A 23,314-nucleotide genomic window follows, 5' to 3' on the forward strand; every position below is an offset into this window, starting at 1 on the left:
GCCCGGGGCGGTGCGAAACCGCCCCGGGCCCCTTTTCACCCCCGCGGACCGCCCGCGATGCCGGGTTCGTCCCGCTCTTCGATACTGGGGCCACTGCCGCCCCGAGGAGAGCCACGTGGCCAACCCCGTACCCCCGCGCGACCGGACCGATCAGCCCTGGCGCTCGGAGGGGGCCCCGCCACCCCCGCCGCCGAAGAAGCGCATGCCGGGGAGCTGGGGCAGCCTCATCCTCACCGCGCTCGTCGTGTACCTGCTGGCCAACATCGTCCTGTCGTTCTTCAACGACGGCGACGGGCCGACGATCTCGTACACCGAGTTCGACAAGCAGGTCGCGGCCGGGAACGTCACGAAGATCTACTCCAAGGGCGACGCGATCCAGGGGCAGCTGAAGAACAAGCAGCCCGTCCCCGACGGCGACGGCGACTACACCAAGTTCACCACCCAGCGGCCGGCGTTCGCCGACGACGACCTGTGGGCGCAGCTGACCAAGCAGAACGTGGTGGTCACCGCCGAGCCGGTCGTCAAGGAGCGCAGCTTCCTCGCCAACCTGCTCATCTCGCTCGCCCCGATGCTGCTGCTCATCGTGCTGTGGGTGTTCATCGCCCGGCGGATGAGCGCGGGCATGGGCGGCGGGGCCGGTGGCATGCTCGGCCGCAAGACCCCGCCCAAGCCGGTGGAGCTGGAGGGCGGCAAGCGCACGACGTTCGCCGACGTCGCCGGCATCGACGAGGTCGAGGGCGAGCTCAACGACGTCGTGGACTTCCTCAAGAACCCGCAGGCCTATCGCGAGATGGGCGCCAAGATGCCGCGGGGCGTGCTCCTCGCGGGCCCTCCCGGCACCGGCAAGACCCTGCTGGCCCGGGCCGTCGCGGGCGAGGCCGGGGTGCCGTTCTTCTCGGCCTCCGCCTCCGAGTTCATCGAGATGATCGTGGGCGTCGGCGCCTCCCGGGTCCGCGAGCTGTTCGCCGAGGCCCGCAAGGTCGCGCCCGCGATCATCTTCATCGACGAGATCGACACCATCGGCCGGGCGCGCGGCGGCGGTTCCGGGATGGGCGGGCACGACGAGCGCGAGCAGACCCTCAACCAGATCCTCACCGAGATGGACGGCTTCACCGGGTCCGAGGGCGTGATCGTCCTGGCCGCCACCAACCGCGCCGACGTGCTCGACCCCGCCCTCACCCGGCCGGGCCGCTTCGACCGGATCGTCCACGTCAACCCGCCCGACCGGGGCGGCCGCGAGGCCATCCTCAGGATCCACACCCGGGAGATCCCGCTCGCGCGGGACGTCGACCTGGAGCACGTGGCCCGGACGACGCCGGGCATGACGGGCGCCGAACTCGCCAACCTCGCCAACGAGGCCGCGCTCCTCGCGGTCAAGCGCGAGCAGGAGGCGGTCACCCAGTCCGATCTCTCCGACGCCCTGGAGAAGGTGCAGCTGGGTGCGGAGCGGCCGCTGGTGATGCCGGCGGAGGAGCGGCGCAGGACCGCGTACCACGAGAGCGGGCACGCGCTGCTCGGGATGCTCCAGCCGGGCGCCGACCCGGTCCGCAAGATCACCATCGTGCCGCGCGGCCGGGCCCTCGGCGTCACCCTGTCGACCCCGGACTCCGACAAGTACGCGTACACCGAGGACTACCTGCGCGGCCGGATCATCGGCGCCCTCGGCGGCATGGCGGCCGAGCAGGTCGTGTTCGGCGTCATCACCACGGGCGCCGAGAACGACCTCGAACAGGTCACCAACATCGCCCGGGGGATGGTGGGCCGCTGGGGCATGAGCGAGCGCGTCGGCCGCCTCACCGCCATCCCGAGCGACGCCCAGCAGGCGTACGGCCTGTCGGCGGCCCCCGCGACCCTCGACACGGTGGACGAGGAGATGCGCCGGATCGTCGACGAGTGCTACGAGAGCGCGGTACGGCAGCTCCGTGAGCACCGCGACCAGCTGGACGCCCTGGCCGAGGCCCTCCTCGCGAACGAGACCCTGGAGGAGGACGCGGCCTACCGGGCGGCGGGGATCACGCGGCTGCGCAAGGAGTCCTGAGCCGCCGCGTCATCGCACCCTGGCGACGACGTAGCGGAAGACGGTCGGCATCCAGACCGTCCCGTCCGCGCGGACGTACGGCGCGAGCGCCTCCGCGATCTCCTTCTCGACCTGCGACAGGTCGGTGGCGCGTACGGCCTCGTCGAACGCGCCCGTCGAGAGCAGCCCGCGCACCGCGCTGCCCTCGCTCGCGTACCCGAAGGGGCAGGCCACCCGGCCGGAGCCGTCCTGGCGCAGCCCCGCGGCGGCCGCCAGGCCGTCCAGGTCGGCCCGGAACCCCGGCGGGCGGTCCGCGAGGCGGGCCGCGACCCGCAGGACCGGCTCCGTGGCACACCGTTCCGGAGATCCCCAGCCGCCGAGGACGACCGTCGCGCCCGGTTGCGCCGAACGGGTGAGGGCGATCAGCTCCGGGAGGATCCCGTCGGTCGCGTGGAAGAACGTGAAGACGTCGTACGGGAGGTCCTCGGGCACGTCCTCCGCGACCACGACGTCCTCCGGCAGCCGCTCCCTGGCGAGCTCCGCGCGCGCGTGGTCCCGGTCCACTCCGGCCACCCGCGCGCCCCTGGCCGCCGCCATCAGCAGGGCCAGGCCGGAGCCGCAGCCGAGGCCGAGGACGCGGGAGCCGGCTCCCACGCCGAGGCGCTCGTACACCGCCTCGTAGAGCGGGACGAGCATGCGTTCCTGGATCTCGGCCCAGTCGCGCGCGGGGTGGTGCGGGACGAGCGTAGGTGTCATGGAAAGAGCCCCAATCCGTGCCTGGACGACAGCCCCCCGTAGTCAGGGAACTGCGCATCCCGGGCGGCGTCCAGTGCTCGCGCCGGACCGATTCGCCCGGGGGCGGGGCCGGGGAGGGGCGGTGCGCGGTCCCGCACCCGGACCCGGTAATGTCCCTGCAACACTCCGGGCCGGACGCGGTCCGGGTTCGGGACCGGGGCCGAAGAGGCGCTTCCGGGGGGCGCACGTACCGCGGCTACGCGCCGGGGCGTATGCGCTACTACGCACCAGCTTGACGCTCCCTGCGCGGCTTCTCCGCAGATCGGCGCACTGGCCCTCGTCAGGACGCATCAACGGCAACTGACGGGTACGTGCAAAATATTTGGGATGCCCCGGAATGGAACCCGGGGGCACTTCGGCTCGTTGTACGCGACGTGAGCACGACACCACCTGTTCTCGCCGCAGAGCTGGCACAGGCGTGGGCCGACATTCAGCGGCACCACCCCGAGCTGCCGGATCTTGCCGCGCCCGAGTCCCTGATCGGAGAGTCCTCGTCCGCCTGCGGCGCCGAACTCTCCTTCGAACGACTGCTCCACGAGGCAGTCCACGGCATCGCCGCCGCCCGGGGGGTCCGCGACACCTCCCGCGCCGGCCGCTATCACAACCGCAGATTCCTCGCGATCGCCGAGGAGATGGGCCTCGACCACCCCGAGGAGCCGCACGCGAGCAGCGGCTTCTCCCTGGTCACGCTCAACCCGGAGGCGAGGCGCCGCTACCGGCCGACCATCGAGCGGCTCCAGCGGGCCCTGAAGGCCCACACGGTCGCCACCGCGGCCGACACCAAGCGCTCCTTCCGCGGACCGGCCGCCCGGCACGGCTCCTCGGGCGGCGGCGTGCGCGTCAAGGCCGTCTGCGACTGCGGACGGAACGTGCGCGTGGTGCCGTCCGTGCTGGCCCAGGCCCCGATCGTCTGCGGCGGCTGCGGCAAGCCCTTCCGGATCCCGGAGACGGTGGGCGCCGCCACCTGACCCGGCGGCGTGTGGCACAATGGCTAGCTGTACTCGACAGTCGCATAGGACCCCTCTCTCCTCCGGCTGACGCGTCCATCGGGCATCCGAGTACCGCAACCCCACGTGGCATCTCAAGTGCCCAACCACGTCAAGACCAGGAGACACCACTCCAGTGGCAGTCAAGATCAAGCTCAAGCGCCTCGGTAAGATCCGCCAGCCGCACTACCGCATCGTCGTCGCCGACTCGCGCACCCGCCGCGACGGTCGCGCGATCGAGGAGATCGGCCTCTACCACCCGACGTACAACCCGTCGCGTATCGAGGTCGACTCCGAGCGTGCGCAGTACTGGCTGTCCGTCGGCGCCCAGCCGACCGAGCCGGTCCTCGCCATCCTCAAGCTCACCGGCGACTGGCAGAAGCACAAGGGCCTGCCGGCCCCCGAGAAGGCGCTGCTCGTCCCCGCGACGAAGGAGGCGAAGCGCGCCTCGTTCGACGAGTTCGCGAAGACCCTCGAGGGCGGCGACGACAAGGGTGAGGCCATCACCCCCAAGGCCAAGAAGGCCGACAAGAAGGCTGACGAGGCCGAGGCCGCGTCGACCGAGTCGACCGAGGCCTGAGCATGCTCGAGGAGGCTCTCGAGCACCTCGTGAAGGGCATCGTCGACAACCCCGACGATGTGCAGGTCGCCTCGCGCAACCTGCGTCGTGGCCGCGTGCTTGAGGTCCGGGTGCACCCCGACGACCTCGGCAAGGTGATCGGCCGCAACGGCCGCACCGCACGCGCGCTGCGTACCGTCGTGGGCGCCATCGGCGGCCGTGGAATCCGAGTCGACCTCGTCGACGTGGACCAGGTCCGCTGAGCAAGTCGGCCACATCGGTTGAATGATGTGCCGGCACGGGCCGGGGAGGGCTTACGAGCCCGCCCCGGCCCGTTGTCGTTTTTCGTCGTACGAGCTGTGTGACAGGAGAGTGTGGAGCAGTGCAGCTGGTAGTCGCGCGGATCGGCCGCGCCCACGGGATCAAGGGCGAGGTCACCGTCGAGGTGCGGACGGACGAGCCCGAGCTCAGGCTCGGCCCCGGAGCCGTACTGCTGACCGACCCGGCCTCCGCCGGGCCGCTGACCATCGAGTCCGGCAAGGTCCACAGCGGCAAGCTGCTGCTGCGCTTCGAGGGCGTCCGCGACCGCAACGCCGCCGAGGCCCTGCGCAACACCCTCCTCATCGCCGAGATCGACCCCGCGGAACTGCCGGAGGAGGAGGACGAGTACTACGACCACCAGCTCATGGACCTCGACGTCGTCCTCGCCGACGGCACCGAGATCGGCCGCATCACCGAGATCTCCCACCTGCCGTCCCAGGACCTCTTCATCGTCGAGCGGCCCGACGGCACCGAGCTGATGATCCCCTTCGTCTCCGAGATCGTCACCGAGATCGACCTGGAGGAGCAGCGGGCCGTCATCGACCCGCCGCCCGGCCTCATCGACGACCGCGCCGAGATCGTCTCCTCCCGCGACGCCGAGCAGGGTGACGACGCATGAGGCTCGACGTCGTCACGATCTTCCCCGAGTACCTCGAACCGCTGAACGTCTCCCTCGTCGGCAAGGCACGCGCGCGCGGGCAGCTCGACGTCCACGTCCACGACCTGCGCGACTGGACCTACGACCGGCACAACACGGTCGACGACACCCCGTACGGCGGCGGCCCCGGCATGGTCATGAAGACCGAGCCCTGGGGCGACGCGCTCGACCAGGCGCTCGCCGACGGCTACGAGGGCGGCGCCCGCGGCCCGGTCCTCGTCGTCCCGACCCCCAGCGGCCGGCCCTTCACCCAGGAGCTCGCCGTCGAGCTCTCCGAGCGGCCCTGGCTGATCTTCACCCCGGCCCGCTACGAGGGCATCGACCGCCGCGTCATGGACGAGTACGCGACCCGGATGCCCGTCTACGAGGTCTCCATCGGCGACTACGTCCTCGCCGGCGGAGAGGCCGCCGTCCTCGTCGTCACCGAGGCCGTCGCCCGCCTCCTGCCCGGTGTCCTCGGCAACGCCGAGTCCCACCGCGACGACTCCTTCGCGCCCGGGGCCATGGCCAACCTCCTGGAGGGCCCCGTCTACACCAAGCCCCCCGAGTGGCGCGGCCGGGGCATCCCCGACGTCCTCCTCAGCGGGCACCACGGCAAGATCGCCCGCTGGCGGCGCGACGAGGCCTTCCGGCGCACCGCCGCCCACCGGCCCGACCTCATCGAGCGCTGCGATCCGGCGGCCTTCGACAAGAAGGACCGCGAGATCCTCTCGATGATGGGGTGGGCGCCCGAGCCCGGCGGCCGATTTTGGCGCAGGCTCGAAGACGTGGAAGAATAGGCCGCTGTCGTCCGTCCGGCGTGCGCCCCTGCCACAGGGGGAACGACGCCGCCAGAGACGTACGGCACCCCGATCATCCGAACGTACCGCTGATGACCTGTGGCATCAGCGAGGAAAGAGACCTCCATGGCCTCCCTGCTCGACCAGGTCAACGCGGCCGCGCTCCGCTCCGACCTCCCCGCCTTCCGCCCCGGCGACACCGTGAACGTCCACGTGCGCGTCATCGAAGGCAGCCGCTCCCGCATCCAGCAGTTCAAGGGTGTCGTCATCCGCCGCCAGGGCTCGGGCGTCAGCGAGACCTTCACGGTCCGCAAGGTCTCGTTCTCCGTCGGCGTCGAGCGCACCTTCCCGGTGAACAGCCCGATCTTCGAGAAGATCGAGCTCGTGACCCGCGGTGACGTCCGTCGCGCCAAGCTCTACTACCTGCGTGAGCTGCGCGGCAAGGCTGCCAAGATCAAGGAGAAGCGCGACCGCTGAGCTTCGGCTCCCGGCACGCTCGACGCTTCCCGGTCCGCGCACAGGCTCGCCGGATAGGCTCTGCCAGCGATGGACACCGAAGCACAGCACCCGGAGCGCGACCCCTCTTCCGACACGGAGGAGGGGTCGCGCTCCGCGCGCGTTTCCGAGGACTCCAGGACCGCGCCCTCGTGGCGGCGGACGGCCGCCGTGGGCGCCGCCTGCATGGCCTTCCTGCTGCTCCTGAGCCACTTCGTGATGCAGCCCTTCCTGATCCCCAGCGGCTCGATGGAACCGACGCTCCAGGTCGGCGACCGGATCCTGGTCAACAAGCTGGCGTACCGTTTCGGCACCGAGCCGAGCCGGGGCGACGTCGTCGTCTTCGACGGCACCGGCTCCTTCGTACGGGAGGAACCGGAGGGCGATCCGGTCACCGGACTCCTGCGCGGCGCCGGGGCCGCCCTCGGGCTCGCCGAGCCCGCCGAGACCGACTTCGTGAAGCGGGTCGTCGGCACCGGCGGCGACCGGGTGGTCTGCTGCGACGCGGACGGCCGGATCACGGTCAACGGCGTCGCCGTCCAGGAGCGCTACCTGATGCCCGGCGACCAGCCGTCCAGCGTGGCCTTCGACATCGTCGTCCCCCCGGGCAGGCTCTGGGTCATGGGCGACCACCGCAGCCAGTCCAGCGACTCCCGCGACCACCTGGGCAACCCCGGCGGCGGGATGGTCCCGGTCGACAAGGTCGTCGGACGCGCCGGCTGGATCGCCTGGCCCTTCGGCCGCTGGTCCGCCCTGCCCGACACGGGCGCCTTCGGTGCCGTACCGGCCCCGCCGGCCGGCGGACACGGGGCGGGGGCCCATGGGTAGCCGCGGCCGTCCCGCCGGCGGATCCGCCCGCGGCGGAGACGCCGCCCAGGGCCCGGCCCTGCCCGGCCGCGCAGAGCGGCGCAAGCTCGCCCGCAAGGTCAAGCGGCGCCGGCAGCGCTCCGCGATCCGGGAGATCCCCGTCCTGATCACGGTGGCCGTGCTCATCGCGCTCGTCCTCAAGACCTTCCTGGTCCAGGCGTTCGTCATCCCCTCCGGCTCCATGGAGCAGACGATCCGGATCGACGACCGGGTCCTGGTCGACAAGCTCACCCCGTGGTTCGGCTCCCGCCCGGAGCGCGGCGACGTCGTCGTCTTCAAGGACCCCGGCACCTGGCTCCAGCACGACGCCGCGCCGCCCGCCGACGACCCGATCGGCATCAAGCAGGCCAAGCAGGCGCTGACCTTCATCGGACTGCTGCCCTCGGCCGACGACCGGGACCTCATCAAGCGGGTCATCGCGGTCGGCGGCGACACCGTCCGCTGCTGCGACAAGGACGGGCGGCTCACCGTCAACGGCGTACCGCTGGACGAGCCGTACCTGCACCCCGGGAACCAGCCGTCCGAGATCCCCTTCGAGGTGAAGGTCCCGCAGGGGCGGATCTTCGTCCTCGGCGACCACCGGTCCGATTCGGCCGACTCCCGCTTCCACCTGGACGAGGAGGGCCACGGCACCGTCTCCGAGGAGCAGGTCGTGGGGCGCGCCGTGGTGATCGCCTGGCCCTTCGCGCACTGGCGGCGCCTGGAGGAGCGGCAGACGTTCAGCGCGGTGCCGGATGCCGGGGCGGACACCAGTGCGAGTTCCGAGTCGACGCTCGGTCTGTCGCATAGTGTGTCCCAGCGGAATCTGAACGGATTGCCCGGGCTCCCGACCCCTGCGGAACTTCTGCTCGTTATGGGAGTGGTGGGCCTGTCCCTGTTCCGGGGCAGGCGTTCGCACGGATTGAGGAGTGGATGTGGGGGATTTGGCCGTCGGCGCACGATCCGGACACGATGAGCCCGAGAAGAGGGCCGACGAGGCCACCGGCGATGGTGTGACGGGTGACGACGTGACGGGTGACGAGGTGTCGCACGACGACGACGACGCGGCGGACGGGCCCAGGGGCCCGAAGAAGCAGCGTTCCTTCTGGAAGGAACTGCCGCTCCTCGTCGGCATCGCCCTGGTGCTCGCCCTGCTGATCAAGACCTTCCTGGTGCAGGCGTTCTCGATTCCCTCGGAGTCGATGATGAACACCCTCCAGAAGGGCGACCGGGTTCTCGTCGACAAGCTGACCCCTTGGTTCGGCTCCGAGCCCGAGCGCGGCGAGGTCGTCGTCTTCCACGACCCGGGCGGCTGGCTGGAGGGCCAGGAGGCACCCAAGCCCAACGTCGTGCAGAAGTTCCTCAGCTTCATCGGCCTCATGCCGTCCGCCGAGGAGAAGGACCTCATCAAGCGCGTCATCGCCGTCGGCGGTGACACCGTGTCCTGCAAGGAGGGCGGCAAGGTCGTCCTCAACGGCGTGGCGCTGGACGAGACCTCGTACCTCTACCCGGGCTCCGTGCCCTGCCAGGACTCGTTCGGTCCGATCAAGGTCCCCGAGGGCCGGATCTGGGTCATGGGCGACAACCGGCAGAACTCGCTGGACTCGCGCTTCCACCAGCAGCTGCCGGGTGGCGGCACCGTCTCCAACGACGAGGTCGTCGGCCGTGCCGTCGTCATCGCCTGGCCGGTGACCCGCTGGGCCACGCTCCCCGTCCCGGACATCTTCGACCAGCCCGCCCTCAACCAGGCCCTGGCCGCCGCCCCCGTCGGCGCGGCGAGCCTGGCCGGAGCGCTGCCGCTGGTGCTGTGGCGCCGGAAGAAGCGCACCTCGGGGCATACCGCCGAGTAGCAACCCGCGGGTAGGGTGCCGTCCCGGACCGTCGACAGACCATCTGGGGTTGCACATGAGCGGAAAATCAGGGACCCAGGGCGGCCGCGGCCGCCTCGGCAGCGTGCTGTCGGGGCTGGCCGTGGCCGTCGGCTGTCTGCTGTTCCTCGGCGGTTTCGTCGGCGGAGCGCTGCTCTACCAGCCGTACACCGTCCCCACCGACTCCATGACGCCGACCCTCGACGTCGGGTCCAAGATCCTCGCCGAGCGCATCGACGGCGACGAGGTGCGCCGCGGCGACGTCGTCGTCTTCAAGGACCCCCTCTGGGGCGACTCGCCCATGGTCAAGCGGGTCGCCGCCGTCGGCGGCGACACCGTCGCCTGCTGCGACCCGGACGGGCGGCTGACCGTCGGCGGCAAGCCGGTCGTCGAGCCGTACCTGAGGCCGGGGATCAGCGGGCGCGCGGTCGCCTCGGACAAGGAGTTCTCCGTGACCGTCCCGGAGGGCAGCCTGTTCCTCCTCGGCGACGACCGGCACACCTCGCTCGACTCCCGCACGCACTTGGAGGAGGCCGGCCAGGGCACCGTGCCGCGCTCCACCGTCATCGGCAGGGTCGACGCGGTCGTCTGGCCCGCCAAGGGCCTCCTGGAGCCCCCGAAGGGCTACGCGGACCTCCCCGGCGGCATTTCGCGGCCGGGCCCCTTCGAGGCCCTCTTCACGGCGATCGTCGCCGGGTGTGTACTGATCCTCGCGGGGGCGGCGTACGGGCCGGTGGCCCGGCGGCTGGCCCGGCGGCCGGCCGGAGGACGGCCCGCCGAGCGGGAGAAGGTGGGCGCGTGACGGAACGCGGTGCGGACGCGGAGACGGACGGAGGCGCCGGTACGCGGCGGGTGGCGCGGGTCGTGCTGCTCGACCCCGACGACCGCATCCTCCTCATGCACGGGTACGAGCCGGACGACCCGGCGGACACCTGGTGGTTCACCCCGGGCGGAGGCCTGGAGGGCGAGGAGACGCGGGAGCAGGCGGCGCTGCGCGAGCTCGCCGAGGAGACCGGCATCACCGACGTCGAGCTCGGCCCGGTGCTGTGGAAGCGGTACTGCTCCTTCCCCTTCGACGGGCGCCGCTGGGACCAGGACGAGTGGTACTACCTCGCCCGCACCCGCGGGACCGGGCCCGTGCCCGGGCCGCAGGCCCTCACGGAGCTGGAGACCCGCAGTCTGGCGGGCCTGAGATGGTGGACATCCGCCGAACTGTCGGCGGCGCGTGAGACGGTGTACCCGACCAGGCTCGCCGAACTGCTGCACAGGCTGCTCGACGAGGGACCTCCGAGTGCACCGGTGGTTCTCGCCCCGGAAATCGTTTAGGGGCGCGCACGGCTGGCGCACAATAGGGGGACGCACGGCTGAAGGGGAACATGCCATGAGCGCCGAGGACCTCGAGAAGTACGAGACCGAGATGGAGCTGAAGCTCTACCGGGAGTACCGCGACGTCGTCGGGCTGTTCAAATACGTGATCGAGACCGAGCGGCGCTTCTACCTCACCAACGACTACGAGATGCAGGTGCACTCGGTCCAGGGCGAGGTCTTCTTCGAAGTCAGCATGGCCGACGCCTGGGTCTGGGACATGTACAGGCCGGCCAGGTTCGTCAAGCAGGTCCGCGTCCTCACCTTCAAGGACGTGAACATCGAGGAGCTCAACAAGAGCGACCTCGAACTCCCCGGCAGCTGAACCCACGAGAAGCGGACGGCGCACGCCGGAGGGCGGGACATCACCCTCGGGAGTGACGCCGTTCTCCACAGCCCCCCGGCCGTCCACAGCGCCCCACGCGGTCCGCCGCACTCCGTCACAGTCGGTGACGGAGGTGGTACCGCATGAACAAGACCCAAGCCCTCGGACGGTACGGGGAAGAGCTGGCGACCCGCCGGCTCACCGCGACCGGCATGCAGATCCTCGCCCGCAACTGGCGCTGCGGCCGCACCGGCGAGATCGACATCGTCGCCCGTGACGGCGACACCCTCGTCATCTGCGAGGTCAAGACCCGACGTCACGGCGCGTACGAACACCCGATGGCCGCCGTCACGCCCCGCAAGGCCGACCGGCTCCGCCGCCTCGCGGACTGCTGGCTCGACCGCAGCGGCACCCCGGCCCCCGCCGGCGGCGTCCGCATCGACCTCGTCGGCATCGTCCTGCCCCGGCGCGGCGGCCCCGTCCTCACCCACGCCCAGGGGGTGGCGTGATGGGATTCGCCCGCACCTGCTCCGTCGCCCTCGTCGGCGTCGAAGGCGTCGTCGTCGAGGTCCAGGCCGACCTCGAACCCGGTGTCGCCGCCTTCACCCTCGTCGGCCTCCCCGACAAGAGCCTCAGCGAGAGCCGGGACCGCGTCCGCGCCGCCGTCGTCAACTCCGGTGCCGAATGGCCCCAGAAGAAGCTCACCGTCGGACTCAGCCCGGCTTCCGTCCCCAAGGGCGGAAGCGGCTTCGACCTCGCCGTCGCCGCGGCGGTGCTCGGCGCCGCCGAGCGCATCGACCCGCGCGCCATCGCCGACCTGGTCCTCATCGGCGAACTCGGACTCGACGGACGCGTCCGGCCCGTCCGGGGCGTCCTGCCCGCCGTCCTCGCCGCCGCCGACGCCGGCTACCGGCAGGTCGTCGTCCCCGAGCGGACCGCCGGCGAGGCCGCGCTCGTCCCCGGCATCTCCGTCCTCGGCGTCCGCAGCCTCAGGCAGCTCATCGCCGTCCTCACCGACGAACCCGTGCCGGAGGAGGAGACCACCGAGGAGGGCAGGCCCGACGCCATGCTCGCCGGACTGCTCGTCCCCGGCGCCGGCATCGGCACCGGACTCGCCGCCGACCCCGCCGAAGGGCCCGACCTCGCCGACGTCGCGGGCCAGCACCGGGCCCGCCGGGCCCTGGAGATCGCCGCCGCCGGCAGCCACCACCTCATGCTCTCCGGCCCACCGGGCGCCGGTAAGACCATGCTGGCCGAACGGCTGCCCGGCATCCTCCCGCCCCTCACCCGACAGGAATCCCTCGAAGTCACCGCCGTCCACTCCGTCGCCGGCATCCTCCCGCCCGGCGAGCCCCTCGTCCGCCGCGCCCCCTACTGCGCGCCCCACCACTCCGCCACCACGCAGTCCCTCGTCGGGGGCGGAAACGGCCTGCCCAGGCCCGGCGCCGTCTCCCTCGCCCACCGCGGAGTCCTGTTCCTGGACGAGGCACCCGAGTTCTCCGGCAAGGTCCTCGACGCGCTCCGCCAACCCCTCGAATCCGGGCACGTCGTCATCGCCCGCGCCGCCGGCGTCGTCCGGCTCCCGGCCCGCTTCCTGCTCGCCCTCGCGGCCAACCCGTGCCCCTGCGGGCGCCACACCCTCCAGGGCTCCGGCTGCGAATGCCCCTCCGCTCTCATCCGGCGCTACCAGGCGCGGCTCTCCGGGCCGCTGCTCGACCGCGTCGACCTGCGCGTCGAGGTCGAACCCGTCACCCGCGCCGACCTCCTCGGCCAGGGCTGCCGGGGCGAGACGACCGCCACCGTCGCCGACCGCGTCCGCGAGGCGAGGGACCGTGCGGCGGCCCGCCTCGCGGACACCCCCTGGAACGTCAACAGCGAGATCCCCGGACACGAACTCCGTACGCGCTACCTCGCCGCCCCCGGCGCGCTCGCCACCGCCGAGCGCGACATCGAGCGCGGATTCCTCACCGCCCGCGGCCTCGACCGGGTCCTCCGCGTCGCCTGGAGCGTCGCCGACCTCGTCGGGCACGACCGGCCCGACAGCCAGGACATCGCCCTCGCCCTCGAACTGCGCACCGGCATCGCGCGCGGCGTGCCCGTGGGAGCGGGGGAGTACGCGTGACCACCACGGACGAGCGCATGGCGCGGGCCGCCCTCACCCGGGCCGTCGAACCCGGCGACGAGCACGCCGGCCGCTGGCTCCGCCTCCTCGGCGCCCCCGCCTTCCTGGACCGCCTCCTCCACCCGGCCGACTACGGGCCCGAGGGCCGGGGTGAGTGCCGGGGCGAGCGCCGGGCCGAGTACGCGGCCGAGCGCCGGCCCGAGCACGGGCCCGTGTGCCCGGCCGAGCACAGGCCGCCTGAGCACCGGCCGCCTGGGCAACGGCCTGAGCATCGGTCCGAATACCTGGCCGAGCGTCGGTCCGAGTGTCCGGCTGACTATCGGATCGAGCACCCGGCCGAGCGCGCGCACGAACACTCGGACGGGTGCCGGGACGCCGTGCGAGACGGAGCGCGGGACGGCGTGCGGGGCGGAGTGCAGGGCGACGCCCTGTTCGGTGTCCCGGGCGACGCGGCCGGGGACGGCCTGTTCCCCGGCACCGGCGCGCGGCGGGTCGACGGCTGGCGGCGCCGCGTCGGCGCGGCCGAGCCCGCCAGGGACCTCGACACCGTGCACCGCCTCGGCGGCCGCTTCGTCATCCCCGGCGACACCGAATGGCCCAGGCAACTCGACGACCTCGGCGACGCGCGGCCCGTCGGGCTCTGGGTCCGGGGGCCCGCCGACCTGCGTGCCTGGGCCCTGCGCTCGGTCGCCCTGGTCGGCGCCCGCGCCTGCACCCCGTACGGCGCGCACACCGCCGCCGACCTCGCCACCGGCCTCGCCCGGCACGGCTGGGTCGTGGTCTCCGGAGCCGCCTACGGCATCGACGGCGCGGCCCACCGCGGCGCCCTCGCCGCGGGCGGGGCCACCGCCGCCGTCCTCGCCTGCGGGGTCGACACCCCCTACCCCCGGGGCCACGACCGGCTCATCCGCCGCGTCGCGGAGCAGGGACTCGTGATCGGGGAGCTGCCGCCCGAGAGTCACCCGACCCCCAGCCGCTTCATCCTCCGCAACCGCGTCATCGCCGCCCTCACCCGGGGGACCGTCGTCGTGGAGGCCCAGCACCGCAGCGGCTCGCTCGTCACCGCCCGCGCCGCCGCCCGGCTCGGCCGCCACGTCATGGGCGTACCGGGACCCGTCACCAGCGCCCTCTCCGCCGGTGTCCACGAACTGCTGCGCGGCGACGCCACCCTCGTCACCGACGCCGACGAGATCATCGAACTCGTCGGCGACATGGGCCAGCTCGCCCCGGCCCGCCGAGGCCCCGTCCTGCCCAGGGACCTCCTCGCCCCCGCCGCGGCGCACGTCCTGGAAGCCGTACCCGCCCGCGGTCCCACCCCCGCCGCCGTCATCGCCCACCGCGCGGGAACCACCCCCGACGACACCCTCGCCAAGCTGTACGAACTCCACTCGCTCGGCTTCGTCGAACGTCAGGGAGAGGGCTGGAGGTTGACGAACGGGACCACTCCGCCGTCGAACGCGCGGCGAGGCGGTACTTGACCTGGAGCATTCGGGTGAAAGGGTTGAGGCGATGAACAATCGAGTTCTCTCGGCCGCACCCGAGGGGCCGACACGCGCCACGGCCCGGGTTCGAAGATGCGACCGACGGCGTCCACCCGGAGCGGCGCGATCCGCCGATGTTCGCGCACCGCGACAGCGCACTCACGCTACGCTCACCAGAATTCCCACCAGGACACCCACACCGACACACCCGACAGCAGAACGGCTCAAGGCAACGCATGCCCCAGCACACCTCCGGGTCTGACCGCGCTGCGGTGCCCCCAGCAGCTCGGGGCACCGTGCGACCGCCCGCACCGACGTCGCTCGACGAACTCTGGCGGTCGTACAAGGACACGGGCGACGAGCGGCTGCGGGAGCAGCTGATCCTGCACTACTCGCCGCTCGTCAAGTACGTTGCCGGACGCGTCAGCGTGGGTCTGCCGTCCAACGTGGAACAGGCCGACTTCGTCTCGTCCGGGGTCTTCGGCCTCATCGACGCCATCGAGAAGTTCGACGTCGAGCGGGCGATCAAGTTCGAGACGTACGCCATCACCCGTATCCGCGGCGCGATGATCGACGAACTCCGGGCGCTGGACTGGATCCCGCGCTCCGTCCGGCAGAAGGCGCGCAACGTCGAGCGCGCCTACGCCACCCTGGAGGCCCAGCTCCGGCGCACCCCCTCGGAGAGCGAGGTGGCCGCGGAGATGGGCATCACGCTGGAGGAACTGCACGCGGTTTTCAGCCAGTTGTCCCTGGCGAACGTCGTGGCCCTGGAGGAGCTGCTGCACGTGGGCGGCGAGGGGGGTGACCGGCTCTCCCTGATGGACACCCTGGAGGACACGGCCGCCGACAACCCCGTCGAGGTCGCCGAGGGCCGCGAGCTGCGCCGACTGCTCGCCCGCGCCATCAACACGCTCCCCGAGCGGGAGAAGACCGTGGTCACCCTCTACTACTACGAGGGCCTCACCCTCGCCGAGATCGGGAACGTCCTCGGCGTCACCGAGAGCCGCGTCAGCCAGATCCACACCAAATCCGTCCTGCAACTGCGGGCCAAGCTGGCCGACGTCGGACGCTGAGCGTCCGGGGCCGGTCGTACAGTGGAGCCGTGCCCAGGATTCGAGCGGCCTCGGTGGCCGAGCACCGGACGATGCAGCGCGGCGCCCTCCTGGACGCCGCGCGATCCCTGCTGTCCGAGGGCGGGACGGAGGCGCTGACCTTCCCCGCCCTCGCCGAGCGCACGGGCCTCGCCCGTTCCTCCGTGTACGAGTACTTCCGGTCGCGCGCGGCCGTCGTCGAAGAGCTCTGCGCCGTCGACTTCCCCGTGTGGGCCGCCGAGGTCGAGGCCGCGATGGCCGGTGCCGCGACGCCCGGCGGCAAGGTCGAGGCCTACGTCCGCAAGCAGCTGGAGCTGGTCGGGGACCGCCGCCACCGGGCCGTCGTCGCCATCTCCGCGAGCGAGCTCGACGACGGAGCCCGCGAGAAGATCCGCGCCGCCCACGGCGGACTCGTCGCCATGATCGTCGAAGCCCTCGCCGCCCTCGGCCAGCCGCAGCCCCGCCTCGGCGCGATGCTCCTCCAGGGTGTCGTCGACGCGGCCGTCCGCCGCATCGAGCTCGGCGCCGCCGAGAACCCCGAGGAGATCGCCGAGGCCGCGGTCTCGATGGCCCTCCACGGCGTCAACGGCGCCACGGCCTGACCCGTCTCTCCCCGAGCGGCAGCAGCCGTGAGGGCGGCCGGTCGGTCAGGAGCAGCGGGTTCAGATACGTCCCGCCGCGCAGCAGCCCCCAGTGGAGGCACGACTCCGGGCAATGGGTGCCGGGCGCGACCCGGGCGATCGGGGTGCCCGCGCGGACCCGGGCGCCCGCCCCCAGCAGCGGGACGACCGGGGTGAAGGTGGTCCGGAGCGGGGGAGTGCCCGTGCCCGGCAGCGTGAGGGTGAGGACCCCGCGGCCGCCGACCGGGCCCGCGAAGGAGATCGTCCCCGAGGCGGGGGCGAGGACCGGCGCGCCCGGTGCGGCGGCGAGGTCGACGCCCCGGTGGCCGGCCGCGTAGGGGCCGGGCGGCGGCTGCCAGCCGCGGACGATCTCCGGCGGCGGGGGGCCCACCGGCCAGAGCAGCCCGAGGACGAGGAGCAGTGCGGTGAGGTGCATGGGGAAAGGCTTCACCGGCTGACCGGTTCAGACGGTTCCGCGACGGTTTCTGTGGACTACTCGTCGGTTGTGGACGGGGTCGTCACCCGTCGCTCCCGGGGTCCCGTACACTTCCTATGGCGACCCGGGTCACCGGGTCGACTTCGCACGCCCCGCCACTGCCCTCACCGGCCGTGGCAGCGCCTTTCGGTCCCTCGTGGGCATGGCGCGCCGGGGCGTCAGGAACACAACCGAGAAAACCAAGGAGATGGCCATGGCCGTCGTCACGATGCGGGAGCTGCTGGAGAGCGGCGTCCACTTCGGTCACCAGACCCGTCGCTGGAACCCGAAGATGAAGCGCTTCATCTTCACCGAGCGCAACGGCATCTACATCATCGACCTGCTCCAGTCGCTGTCGTACATCGACCGCGCCTACGAGTTCGTCAAGGAGACCGTCGCGCACGGCGGCTCCATCATGTTCGTGGGTACGAAGAAGCAGGCCCAGGAGGCCATCGCCGAGCAGGCGACCCGCGTCGGCATGCCGTACGTCAACCAGCGTTGGCTCGGTGGCATGCTCACCAACTTCTCCACCGTCTACAAGCGTCTGCAGCGCCTCAAGGAGCTCGAGCAGATCGACTTCGAGGACGTGGCCGCCTCCGGCCTCACCAAGAAGGAGCTCCTGGTCCTCTCCCGCGAGAAGGCCAAGCTGGAGAAGACCCTCGGTGGTATCCGCGAGATGCAGAAGGTGCCGAGCGCCGTCTGGATCGTCGACACCAAGAAGGAGCACATCGCCGTCGGTGAGGCGCGCAAGCTCCACATCCCGGTCGTCGCGATCCTCGACACCAACTGCGACCCCGACGAGGTCGACTACAAGATCCCGGGCAACGACGACGCGATCCGCTCCGTCACCCTGCTCACCCGCGTGATCGCCGACGCCGTCGCCGAGGGCCTCATCGCCCGTTCCGGTGCCGCGACCGGTGACTCGAAGCCGGGCGAGAAGGCCGCCGGCGAGCCCCTCGCCGAGTGGGAGCGCGACCTGCTCGCGGGCGAGAAGAAGGCCGACGAGACCGTCGAGGCCCCCGCCGCCGAGGCCGCTCCGGCCGAGGCTGCTCCGGCCGAGGCCGCTGCCGAGGCCACCGAGGCTCCGGCCGCGGACGCCGAGCAGGCCTGACCCTTCAGGACCTTCGGGTGACGACGGCGGGGGCCCACGAAGCCCCCGCCGTCCACCCGTGGACCCGCCCGATCTTTCAGACTTCGAGAGAGAAACAGACTCATGGCGAACTACACCGCCGCTGACGTCAAGAAGCTCCGCGAGCTCACCGGCGCCGGCATGATGGACTGCAAGAAGGCCCTCGACGAGGCCGACGGCAACGTCGACAAGGCCGTCGAGGCCCTGCGCATCAAGGGCCAGAAGGGTGTCGCCAAGCGCGAGGGCCGCTCCGCCGAGAACGGCGCCGTGGTCTCCCTCATCGCCGACGACAACACCTCCGGCGTCCTCGTCGAGCTGAAGTGCGAGACGGACTTCGTCGCCAAGGGTGACAAGTTCCAGGCCGTCGCCAACCAGCTGGCCGCGCACGTCGCCGCCACCGCTCCGGCCGACATCGACGCGCTGCTCGCCTCCGAGATCGAGGCCGGCAAGACCGTGCAGGCGTTCGTCGACGAGGCCAACGCCAACCTCGGCGAGAAGATCGTCCTGGACCGCTTCGCGCAGTACGCCGACGGCTTCGTCTTCGCGTACATGCACCGCACGATGCCGGACCTCCCGCCGCAGATCGGTGTCCTCGTCGAGTTCGACAAGGCCGACGCCGCCGTCGCCAAGGGTGTCGCCCAGCACATCGCCGCCTTCGCGCCGAAGTACCTCACCCGTGAGGACGTTCCGGCCGAGGTCGTCGAGACCGAGCGTCGCGTCGCCGAGGAGACCACCCGCGCCGAGGGCAAGCCCGAGGCCGCGCTCCCGAAGATCGTCGAGGGTCGCGTGAACGGCTTCTTCAAGGACGCGACGCTGCTCGGTCAGCCGTACGCCCTTGACAACAAGAAGTCCGTCCAGCAGATCCTGGACGAGGCCGGTGTCACCCTGAAGCGCTTCACCCGCATCAAGGTCGGCATCTGAGTCCGTACGCGAACGCGACGGACACCGGACCCCGGTAGGGTCTGAGGCAGTCGTCCGCGCCCGCGCAGGACGACCGCAGATCTGACGAGGAGGCCATTGCCGTACGGGATACCGCGAGGACCCAAGGCAATGGCCTCCTTCGTATGTGCACGAGGAGATCTCCATGAACCAGGGCGCCGTACAGGGCGACGACGACAACAACGGCAAAAAGGCCGGCCGCTACATGCTGAAGCTGTCCGGAGAAGCCTTCTCCGGCGGTACCGGCCTGGGTGTCGACCCCAACGTCGTGCACGCCATCGCGCGTGAGATCGCGGCGGTCGTCCGCGACGGCGCCGAGATCGCGGTGGTGATCGGCGGCGGCAACTTCTTCCGCGGCGCCGAGCTCCAGCAGCGCGGCATGGACCGGGCCCGCTCCGACTACATGGGCATGCTCGGAACCGTGATGAACTGCCTCGCCCTCCAGGACTTCCTGGAGAAGGAGGGCATCGACTCCCGCGTCCAGACCGCCATCACCATGGGCCAGGTCGCCGAGCCGTACATCCCGCTGCGCGCCGTGCGCCACCTGGAGAAGGGCCGTGTGGTCATCTTCGGTGCGGGCATGGGCATGCCGTACTTCTCCACGGACACCACCGCCGCCCAGCGCGCCTTGGAGATCGACGCCGAGGCCCTGCTCATGGGCAAGAACGGCGTGGACGGCGTCTACGACTCCGACCCGAAGGCCAACCCCGACGCGGTCAAGTTCGACGCCCTCGAGTACGGCGAGGTGCTCTCCCGCGACCTCAAGGTCGCCGACGCCACCGCCATCACCCTGTGCCGGGACAACAACCTCCCGATCCTCGTCTTCGAACTGCTCACCGAGGGCAATATCGCTCGCGCGGTGAAGGGTGAGAAGATCGGCACGCTCGTGAGCGACCAGGGCACCCGGGCCTGACACCCGAACCGGGAACCGCCCCGCAAGGGGATGGACAGAGCCCTGCCGGTCGTACACCGTGCAGGACACAACGCGACGACACGCAGGAGCATGTGGTGATCGAAGAGACCCTCCTCGAGGCCGAGGAGAAGATGGAGAAGGCCGTCGTGGTCGCCAAGGAGGACTTCGCCGCGATCCGCACCGGCCGTGCGCACCCGGCGATGTTCAACAAGATCGTGGCCGACTACTACGGCGCCATCACCCCCATCAACCAGCTGGCGTCCTTCTCCGTCCCGGAACCGCGGATGGCCGTGGTGACCCCGTTCGACAAGAGCGCGCTGCGCAACATCGAGCAGGCGATCCGGGACTCGGACCTCGGTGTCAACCCGAGCAACGACGGCAACATCATCCGTGTGGTGTTCCCGGAGCTGACCGAGGAGCGCCGCCGGGAGTACATCAAGGTCGCCAAGGGCAAGGCCGAGGACTCGAAGATCTCGATCCGCTCGGTGCGCCGCAAGGCCAAGGAGACCATCGACAAGCTCGTCAAGGACGGCGAGGTCGGCGAGGACGAGGGCCGCCGCGCCGAGAAGGAGCTCGACGACACCACCGCGAAGTACGTCGCGCAGGTGGACGAGCTGCTCAAGCACAAGGAAGCCGAGCTGCTCGAGGTCTGATGAACGACTCTTCCTGGGGTGCCCCGGCCGGTTCCGGCCGTGGGGGACCCGACCAGGGTCCCGCCCCGGCGGGTCCCGCATACGATCGGCATCAGGCGGCGCAGACTCGGCCCATGCCCATCGTGCCCGACGTTCCCGCCGGCGGATTCCAGGACGGTCACGGTCGGGGGGCCGCTCATCCGAGCGGTCCCCTGTTCCGTGACGAGACGCCGCACGAGCACCCGCAGGAGCCCATGCCCAGCCCCACCCCGCCTCCGCCGCCCGCGCCGACGGCGCCACGGCAGAAGAAGAGCGCGGGGCGCAATCTGGGCGCGGCCATAGGGGTCGGGGTCGGCCTCGGGGCCGTCATCATCGCCTCGCTGTACATCTGGGCGCCGGCGTTCATCGGCGTGATAGCGGTCGCCGTGGTCGTCGGCCTCTGGGAGCTCACCTCCCGCCTCCAGGAACGCAAGGCCATCAAGGCCCCGCTGGTGCCGCTCGCGGTCGGCGGTGCGGCGATGGTCGTCGCCGGCTACGTCCGGGGTGCCGAGGGTGCCTGGGTGGCGATGGCGCTCACGGCGCTCGCGGTGCTGGTGTGGCGGATGACGGAGCCCCCCGAGGGCTACCTGAAGGACGTCACGGCGGGCGTCTTCGCCGCGTTCTACGTGCCGTTCCTGGCGACGTTCGTGGCGCTGCTGCTGACCGCCGACGACGGCCCGGAGCGGGTGCTGACCTTCCTGATCCTGACGGTGGTCAGCGACACCGGGGCGTACGCCGTCGGCTGGCGCTTCGGCAAGCACAAGCTGGCCCCGCGCATCAGCCCCGGCAAGACCCGCGAGGGTCTGGTCGGCGCGGTGGCGTTCGCCATGGCGGCGGGCGCGCTGTGCATGGAGTTCATGATCGACGAGGGTGCCTGGTGGCAGGGCCTGATCCTCGGTCTCGCGGTGGCGGCGAGCGCGACGCTCGGCGACCTGGGCGAGTCGATGATCAAGCGCGACCTCGGCATCAAGGACATGGGGACGCTGCTCCCCGGTCACGGCGGCATCATGGACCGGCTCGACTCGCTGCTGCCGACGGCGCCGGTGGTGTGGCTGCTGCTCGCGCTGTTCGTCGGGACCGGCTGAACCGTTCGTTCCGTGGGACGGGCCCGCTGCCTTCACGGCAGCGGGCCCGTCCTCGTTCCGGTGTCCGCCGTGTGGGGGAAGCGGGCGGCGGATCGGCGGCCCGAAGCCCCGGCGCGGGAAGGATGCCGAGCATGACAGCACCCACGGCCCGCTCCGCCGAACGGCCCTCCGGGGCCCTCTCGGTCCTGCTGACCCTCGCGGCGGGGCAGTTCCTCATGGCGCTCGACAGCTCCGTCATGAACGTCTCCATCGCCACGGTGGCCGAGGACGTCGGCACCACCATCACCGGCATCCAGGGCGCCATCACCGCGTACACGCTGGTGATGGCGATGCTGATGATCCCCGGGGGCAAGGTCGGCACCCTGATCGGCCGCAAGCGGGCCTTCATGATCGGCTGCTGCATCTACGGAGCGGGCTCCCTCACCACGGCCCTCGCCCCGAACCTCCCGGTGCTGCTGTTCGGCTGGTCGTTCCTCGAAGGCGTCGGGGCGGCGCTCATCATGCCCGCCATCGTGGCCCTCGTGGCCGGCAACTTCCCCACCGATCGCCGCCCGATGGCGTACGGCGTCGTCGCCGCCGCGGGCGCCGTCGCCATCGCCGCAGGGCCCCTCATCGGAGGCATCGCCACCACGTACTTCTCCTGGCGCTGGGTGTTCGCCGGCGAGGTCCTGGTGGTGCTGGTGATCCTCGTCTTCGCCCGCCGCATCGCCGACGCCGTCAGCGAGGAGCGCCCGCGCGTCGACCTCTTCGGCGCGCTGCTCTGCGCGGCCGGCCTGGGGATCTTCGTGTACGGCGTGCTCCGCTCGGGCGAGTGGGGCTGGCTCCAGCCGAAGCCCGACGCGCCCGCCTGGCTCGGGGTGTCGCTCGTCGTGTGGCTGATGCTGGCGGGCCTGCTGCTGCTCTGGCTCTTCCTGCGCTGGGAGTCCCAGCTCGTCGAACGCCACCGCGAGCCGCTCATTTACCCGGACATGCTGCGCAACCGGCAGCTCACCGGCGGCCTCACCATGTTCTTCTTCCAGTACCTCGTCCAGATGGGCGTCTTCTTCGTCGTCCCGCTCTACCTGTCGGTCGCGCTGGGGCTGTCGGCGCTCAGCACCGGCGTCCGGATCCTCCCGCTGTCGGTGACCCTGCTCGCCGCCGCGCTCCTCATCCCCCGGCTGTTCCCCGACGCGTCCCCCCGCCGCGTGGTGCGCATCGGGGTGCTCGCGCTGCTCGCCGGCGCCGTCGTGCTGATGGCCGCCCTCGACGCGGACGCCGACGCCGCCGTCGTCACCGTCCCCCTGCTCCTCGTCGGCTTCGGGATGGGCGCCCTGGCCTCCCAGCTCGGCGCCGTCACCGTGTCCGCCGTGCCGGACGAGCAGAGCGCCGAGGTCGGCGGCATCCAGAACTCCGTCACCAACCTCGGCGCCTCCATCGGCACCGCCCTCGCCGGCTCCCTCATGATCACCGCGCTCACCGCCTCGTTCATCGCCAGCGTCGAACAGAACCCGGCCGTCCCCGCCGAGGTGAAGGAGCAGGCCGTCGTCCAACTCCAGAGCGGCATCCCCTTCCTCTCGGACGCCCAGCTCACCGACGCCCTCGACGAAGCCGGCACCAGCCCCGCCGTGACCGAAGCCGCCCTCGACGCCAACGCCGAAGCCCGCCTCGACGGCGTCCGCGCCGCCCTCTCCATCCTCGCCGCCGCCTCCGTCCTCGCCCTCTTCTTCACCTCCCGCATCCCCCGCACCCCACCCGGCCGCCCCACCCCGTGACCACCCCCACCCGCCACGCGCCG

The 23,314-nt window shown here is 71.7% G+C and carries 26 protein-coding genes; 24 read left to right on the forward strand and 2 right to left on the reverse strand.

Annotated elements, in window-relative coordinates:
* Positions 1-115 precede the first annotated feature (115 nt).
* Complete coding sequence (ftsH, locus tag ACFCY7_RS03100; RefSeq protein WP_376480807.1) at positions 116-2,038, forward strand: ATP-dependent zinc metalloprotease FtsH; 1,923 nt, start codon at positions 116-118, stop codon at positions 2,036-2,038.
* 9 nt (positions 2,039-2,047) lie between these two features.
* Here ftsH and ACFCY7_RS03105 read toward each other — a convergent pair whose 3' ends face one another.
* Positions 2,048-2,773, reverse strand: coding sequence for a class I SAM-dependent methyltransferase (locus ACFCY7_RS03105; RefSeq protein WP_376480809.1), 726 nt, complete (start codon positions 2,771-2,773; stop codon positions 2,048-2,050).
* A 413-nt stretch (positions 2,774-3,186) separates the two neighbouring features.
* Here ACFCY7_RS03105 and ACFCY7_RS03110 point away from each other — a divergent pair, with 413 nt between their 5' ends.
* From ACFCY7_RS03110 to ACFCY7_RS03190, 17 genes are all read left to right on the forward strand, one after another.
* Entirely contained in the window at positions 3,187-3,780 is a 594-nt protein-coding gene (locus tag ACFCY7_RS03110; RefSeq protein ID WP_033204778.1) for a hypothetical protein, read from the forward strand.
* 154 nt (positions 3,781-3,934) lie between these two features.
* Complete coding sequence (gene rpsP, locus ACFCY7_RS03115) at positions 3,935-4,378, forward strand: 30S ribosomal protein S16 (RefSeq protein WP_015036470.1); 444 nt, start codon at positions 3,935-3,937, stop codon at positions 4,376-4,378.
* A 2-nt stretch (positions 4,379-4,380) separates the two neighbouring features.
* Positions 4,381-4,620 carry an RNA-binding protein gene (locus tag ACFCY7_RS03120; RefSeq protein WP_005311361.1) on the forward strand — a complete coding sequence of 80 codons (240 nt, stop codon included), beginning with the start codon at positions 4,381-4,383 and terminating at the stop codon, positions 4,618-4,620.
* Positions 4,621-4,739: 119 nt separating this feature from the next.
* A complete protein-coding gene (rimM, locus tag ACFCY7_RS03125) occupies positions 4,740-5,297 on the forward strand; it encodes a ribosome maturation factor RimM (RefSeq protein WP_362572502.1) in 558 nt (185 codons plus the stop codon).
* Complete coding sequence (gene trmD, locus ACFCY7_RS03130) at positions 5,294-6,115, forward strand: tRNA (guanosine(37)-N1)-methyltransferase TrmD (protein WP_376480813.1); 822 nt, start codon at positions 5,294-5,296, stop codon at positions 6,113-6,115. Before rimM ends, trmD begins: the two co-directional genes overlap by 4 nt.
* Positions 6,116-6,241: 126 nt before the next feature.
* The gene (gene rplS / locus ACFCY7_RS03135) at positions 6,242-6,592 is read left to right on the forward strand and encodes a 50S ribosomal protein L19 (protein WP_017235933.1); all 351 of its coding nucleotides are present in this window, start codon (positions 6,242-6,244) and stop codon (positions 6,590-6,592) included.
* 69 nt (positions 6,593-6,661) lie between these two features.
* Positions 6,662-7,438 (forward strand): signal peptidase I, encoded by a 777-nt coding sequence (gene lepB / locus ACFCY7_RS03140; protein ID WP_376480816.1) that lies wholly within the window; start codon positions 6,662-6,664, stop codon positions 7,436-7,438.
* Complete coding sequence (lepB, locus tag ACFCY7_RS03145; RefSeq protein ID WP_376480818.1) at positions 7,431-8,432, forward strand: signal peptidase I; 1,002 nt, start codon at positions 7,431-7,433, stop codon at positions 8,430-8,432. Before lepB (ACFCY7_RS03140) ends, lepB (ACFCY7_RS03145) begins: the two co-directional genes overlap by 8 nt.
* Positions 8,401-9,306, forward strand: coding sequence for a signal peptidase I (gene lepB / locus ACFCY7_RS03150; protein WP_376480948.1), 906 nt, complete (start codon positions 8,401-8,403; stop codon positions 9,304-9,306). Before lepB (ACFCY7_RS03145) ends, lepB (ACFCY7_RS03150) begins: the two co-directional genes overlap by 32 nt.
* Before the next feature lie 55 nt (positions 9,307-9,361).
* Positions 9,362-10,126 (forward strand): signal peptidase I, encoded by a 765-nt coding sequence (gene lepB, locus ACFCY7_RS03155; RefSeq protein WP_376480820.1) that lies wholly within the window; start codon positions 9,362-9,364, stop codon positions 10,124-10,126.
* A complete protein-coding gene (locus ACFCY7_RS03160) occupies positions 10,123-10,650 on the forward strand; it encodes an NUDIX hydrolase (RefSeq protein ID WP_376480822.1) in 528 nt (175 codons plus the stop codon). Before lepB (ACFCY7_RS03155) ends, ACFCY7_RS03160 begins: the two co-directional genes overlap by 4 nt.
* A gap of 55 nt (positions 10,651-10,705) precedes the next feature.
* Positions 10,706-11,014 carry a DUF2469 domain-containing protein gene (locus tag ACFCY7_RS03165; RefSeq protein ID WP_005311352.1) on the forward strand — a complete coding sequence of 103 codons (309 nt, stop codon included), beginning with the start codon at positions 10,706-10,708 and terminating at the stop codon, positions 11,012-11,014.
* Positions 11,015-11,157: 143 nt separating this feature from the next.
* Positions 11,158-11,523, forward strand: a complete 366-nt coding sequence (locus tag ACFCY7_RS03170; protein WP_376480824.1) for a YraN family protein — start codon at positions 11,158-11,160, stop codon at positions 11,521-11,523.
* Positions 11,523-13,136 (forward strand): YifB family Mg chelatase-like AAA ATPase, encoded by a 1,614-nt coding sequence (locus tag ACFCY7_RS03175; protein WP_376480826.1) that lies wholly within the window; start codon positions 11,523-11,525, stop codon positions 13,134-13,136. Before ACFCY7_RS03170 ends, ACFCY7_RS03175 begins: the two co-directional genes overlap by 1 nt.
* A 413-nt stretch (positions 13,137-13,549) precedes the next feature.
* Positions 13,550-14,614 carry a DNA-processing protein DprA gene (gene dprA, locus ACFCY7_RS03180; RefSeq protein WP_376480950.1) on the forward strand — a complete coding sequence of 355 codons (1,065 nt, stop codon included), beginning with the start codon at positions 13,550-13,552 and terminating at the stop codon, positions 14,612-14,614.
* Positions 14,615-14,853: 239 nt separating this feature from the next.
* Positions 14,854-15,690, forward strand: coding sequence for an RNA polymerase sigma factor WhiG (whiG, locus tag ACFCY7_RS03185; protein ID WP_376480828.1), 837 nt, complete (start codon positions 14,854-14,856; stop codon positions 15,688-15,690).
* A gap of 53 nt (positions 15,691-15,743) precedes the next feature.
* Positions 15,744-16,310 (forward strand): TetR/AcrR family transcriptional regulator, encoded by a 567-nt coding sequence (locus tag ACFCY7_RS03190; RefSeq protein ID WP_376480952.1) that lies wholly within the window; start codon positions 15,744-15,746, stop codon positions 16,308-16,310.
* Here the strand turns inward: ACFCY7_RS03190 and ACFCY7_RS03195 are convergent.
* Entirely contained in the window at positions 16,291-16,764 is a 474-nt protein-coding gene (locus tag ACFCY7_RS03195; protein WP_376480830.1) for a murein hydrolase activator EnvC family protein, read from the reverse strand. The genes ACFCY7_RS03190 and ACFCY7_RS03195 overlap by 20 nt on opposite strands.
* Positions 16,765-17,017: 253 nt before the next feature.
* Between ACFCY7_RS03195 and rpsB the strand changes: the two genes are divergently transcribed.
* The 6 genes from rpsB (at position 17,018) to ACFCY7_RS03225 (ending at position 23,291) form a co-directional block, all read left to right on the forward strand.
* Positions 17,018-17,914, forward strand: coding sequence for a 30S ribosomal protein S2 (gene rpsB, locus ACFCY7_RS03200; protein ID WP_376480832.1), 897 nt, complete (start codon positions 17,018-17,020; stop codon positions 17,912-17,914).
* A 102-nt stretch (positions 17,915-18,016) separates the two neighbouring features.
* Positions 18,017-18,853, forward strand: a complete 837-nt coding sequence (gene tsf / locus ACFCY7_RS03205) for a translation elongation factor Ts (protein ID WP_376480834.1) — start codon at positions 18,017-18,019, stop codon at positions 18,851-18,853.
* Positions 18,854-19,016: 163 nt separating this feature from the next.
* Complete coding sequence (gene pyrH / locus ACFCY7_RS03210; protein WP_376480836.1) at positions 19,017-19,784, forward strand: UMP kinase; 768 nt, start codon at positions 19,017-19,019, stop codon at positions 19,782-19,784.
* 95 nt (positions 19,785-19,879) lie between these two features.
* Positions 19,880-20,437, forward strand: a complete 558-nt coding sequence (gene frr, locus ACFCY7_RS03215) for a ribosome recycling factor (protein WP_026057589.1) — start codon at positions 19,880-19,882, stop codon at positions 20,435-20,437.
* The gene (locus ACFCY7_RS03220; protein WP_376480838.1) at positions 20,437-21,540 is read left to right on the forward strand and encodes a phosphatidate cytidylyltransferase; all 1,104 of its coding nucleotides are present in this window, start codon (positions 20,437-20,439) and stop codon (positions 21,538-21,540) included. Before frr ends, ACFCY7_RS03220 begins: the two co-directional genes overlap by 1 nt.
* A gap of 131 nt (positions 21,541-21,671) precedes the next feature.
* Positions 21,672-23,291, forward strand: coding sequence for an MFS transporter (locus ACFCY7_RS03225; protein WP_376480840.1), 1,620 nt, complete (start codon positions 21,672-21,674; stop codon positions 23,289-23,291).
* Positions 23,292-23,314: the final 23 nt, after the last annotated feature.

The organism is Streptomyces sp. NPDC056361 (genome assembly GCF_042262805.1).
Lineage (GTDB): Bacteria > Actinomycetota > Actinomycetes > Streptomycetales > Streptomycetaceae > Streptomyces.

Bases quoted from the DNA above. Each gene is read 5' to 3' on its own strand.
- ACFCY7_RS03105 (WP_376480809.1), bottom strand. From the start codon at position 2,773: ATGACACCTACGCTCGTCCCGCACCACCCCGCGCGCGACTGGGCCGAG.
- ACFCY7_RS03120 (WP_005311361.1), top strand. From the start codon at position 4,381: ATGCTCGAGGAGGCTCTCGAGCACCTCGTGAAGGGCATCGTCGACAAC.
- trmD (WP_376480813.1), top strand. From the start codon at position 5,294: ATGAGGCTCGACGTCGTCACGATCTTCCCCGAGTACCTCGAACCGCTG.
- rplS (WP_017235933.1), top strand. From the start codon at position 6,242: ATGGCCTCCCTGCTCGACCAGGTCAACGCGGCCGCGCTCCGCTCCGAC.
- lepB (WP_376480816.1), top strand. From the start codon at position 6,662: ATGGACACCGAAGCACAGCACCCGGAGCGCGACCCCTCTTCCGACACG.
- lepB (WP_376480818.1), top strand. From the start codon at position 7,431: ATGGGTAGCCGCGGCCGTCCCGCCGGCGGATCCGCCCGCGGCGGAGAC.
- lepB (WP_376480820.1), top strand. From the start codon at position 9,362: ATGAGCGGAAAATCAGGGACCCAGGGCGGCCGCGGCCGCCTCGGCAGC.
- ACFCY7_RS03165 (WP_005311352.1), top strand. From the start codon at position 10,706: ATGAGCGCCGAGGACCTCGAGAAGTACGAGACCGAGATGGAGCTGAAG.
- ACFCY7_RS03170 (WP_376480824.1), top strand. From the start codon at position 11,158: ATGAACAAGACCCAAGCCCTCGGACGGTACGGGGAAGAGCTGGCGACC.
- ACFCY7_RS03175 (WP_376480826.1), top strand. From the start codon at position 11,523: ATGGGATTCGCCCGCACCTGCTCCGTCGCCCTCGTCGGCGTCGAAGGC.
- whiG (WP_376480828.1), top strand. From the start codon at position 14,854: ATGCCCCAGCACACCTCCGGGTCTGACCGCGCTGCGGTGCCCCCAGCA.
- ACFCY7_RS03195 (WP_376480830.1), bottom strand. From the start codon at position 16,764: ATGCACCTCACCGCACTGCTCCTCGTCCTCGGGCTGCTCTGGCCGGTG.
- rpsB (WP_376480832.1), top strand. From the start codon at position 17,018: ATGGCCGTCGTCACGATGCGGGAGCTGCTGGAGAGCGGCGTCCACTTC.
- tsf (WP_376480834.1), top strand. From the start codon at position 18,017: ATGGCGAACTACACCGCCGCTGACGTCAAGAAGCTCCGCGAGCTCACC.
- pyrH (WP_376480836.1), top strand. From the start codon at position 19,017: ATGAACCAGGGCGCCGTACAGGGCGACGACGACAACAACGGCAAAAAG.
- ACFCY7_RS03220 (WP_376480838.1), top strand. From the start codon at position 20,437: ATGAACGACTCTTCCTGGGGTGCCCCGGCCGGTTCCGGCCGTGGGGGA.
- ACFCY7_RS03225 (WP_376480840.1), top strand. From the start codon at position 21,672: ATGACAGCACCCACGGCCCGCTCCGCCGAACGGCCCTCCGGGGCCCTC.